This window comes from Vibrio sp. 1731 (assembly GCF_033339955.1).
GTDB classification, from domain to species: domain Bacteria; phylum Pseudomonadota; class Gammaproteobacteria; order Enterobacterales; family Vibrionaceae; genus Vibrio; species Vibrio alginolyticus.
The window spans coordinates 1-1272 of sequence record NZ_JAWOVO010000102.1; the positions used below are offsets into that span (position 1 = coordinate 1).

Here is a 1272-nt window from a genome sequence, read left to right on the forward strand (position 1 = left end):
GTTTGAGTGAAAATGCGGACATTTGGGCCGATAAGTGTCAAGTATGGGCGAAACAAGCAGGTATTTCGTGCTCGGTAGAGCGTGTGAACCTAGATACCAATAGTGGTGAGAGCATTGAATCGCTGGCACGTGAAGCGCGCTATGAAGCTCTGGCTCGTCATATCAATCGTGGCGACTTATTGCTAACAGGTCAGCATGCCGACGACCAAGTCGAAACATTTTTACTCGCGTTGAAACGTGGAAGTGGACCTAAGGGTTTATCTTCGATGGCAGAAACTATGCCGTTTGCTGGTGGCACATTAGTTCGTCCGCTACTTAACACCAAGCGCGAGCAGATAGAAACGACGGCGAAGAACATTGGTTTGGAATGGGTAGAAGACGAAAGTAACCAAGACACGCGCTACGATCGAAATTTTTTACGTCATCGTATCGTCCCTGAGTTGTCTGATCGTTGGCCGAGTATTCATCAAGCGGTGCAACGAAGCGCAAGCTTATGTGCTCAACAAGAAGCGTTATTGGATGAGCTCCTAGGTTCGGTGTTTGCGCGTGCTCTACAGGCGGATTTGAGCTTAAGTATTGATGAGTTAGCTATCCATAGTGAATTAGCTCAAGCGCGTTTGATTCGTATGTGGTTGAGTAAATTGAATGCCAATATGCCGAGTCAAACTCAATTGCGCTTGATTTGGCAAGAAGTGGCATTGGCGCAACAAGATGCCAATCCAAAGCTTAAACTCAAACAAGGAGAGATCCGACGATTCCAAAACAAATTGTACTGGGTTACGCCTCATGCCGATGTGACGAGTTGGCAAGGCCATATCCAAATCGATGAGCCACTGATTTTACCAGAGAGTTTGGGGACGTTAACGCTTAGTTCGGGTTCTCATCAGCCAAATATTTCGCTGCCATCACACCCCGAGTTATTGAGGGTTACTTTCAATCCCGAAGGTTTGTCAGCACACCCCACAACACGTAGTCGCAGTCGTAAACTGAAAAAGTTATTCCAAGAATACAATGTGCCAAGCTGGTTACGTCGTCAGATCCCGATTTTGATGTACAAAGACCAAGTTGTTGCAGTCGCAGACTTGTTTGTGGATCAAACATTTAGTGGCCAAGACTGTGAACTCATTTGGCGCAAGCCTTTGTAATTCATGTCACAATATCGACCATAACTATCTCAAATAAAAAACGATTAGGTGAAGCAATGAAGAGAGTAATGATCGGTGCAGTGGCTGCACTAACCATGTTGAGTGGCCAAGCTCTGGCGGGTGATGC

1 protein-coding gene is annotated in these 1272 nt (G+C 46.2%); it reads left to right on the plus strand.

The genetic code is table 11. The features are described 5' to 3' along the window. The coding region (tilS, locus tag R7035_RS25475; protein WP_318146351.1) for a tRNA lysidine(34) synthetase TilS at positions 1-1145 on the plus strand (1145 nt) is incomplete at its 5' end. Positions 1146-1272: the final 127 nt, after the last annotated feature.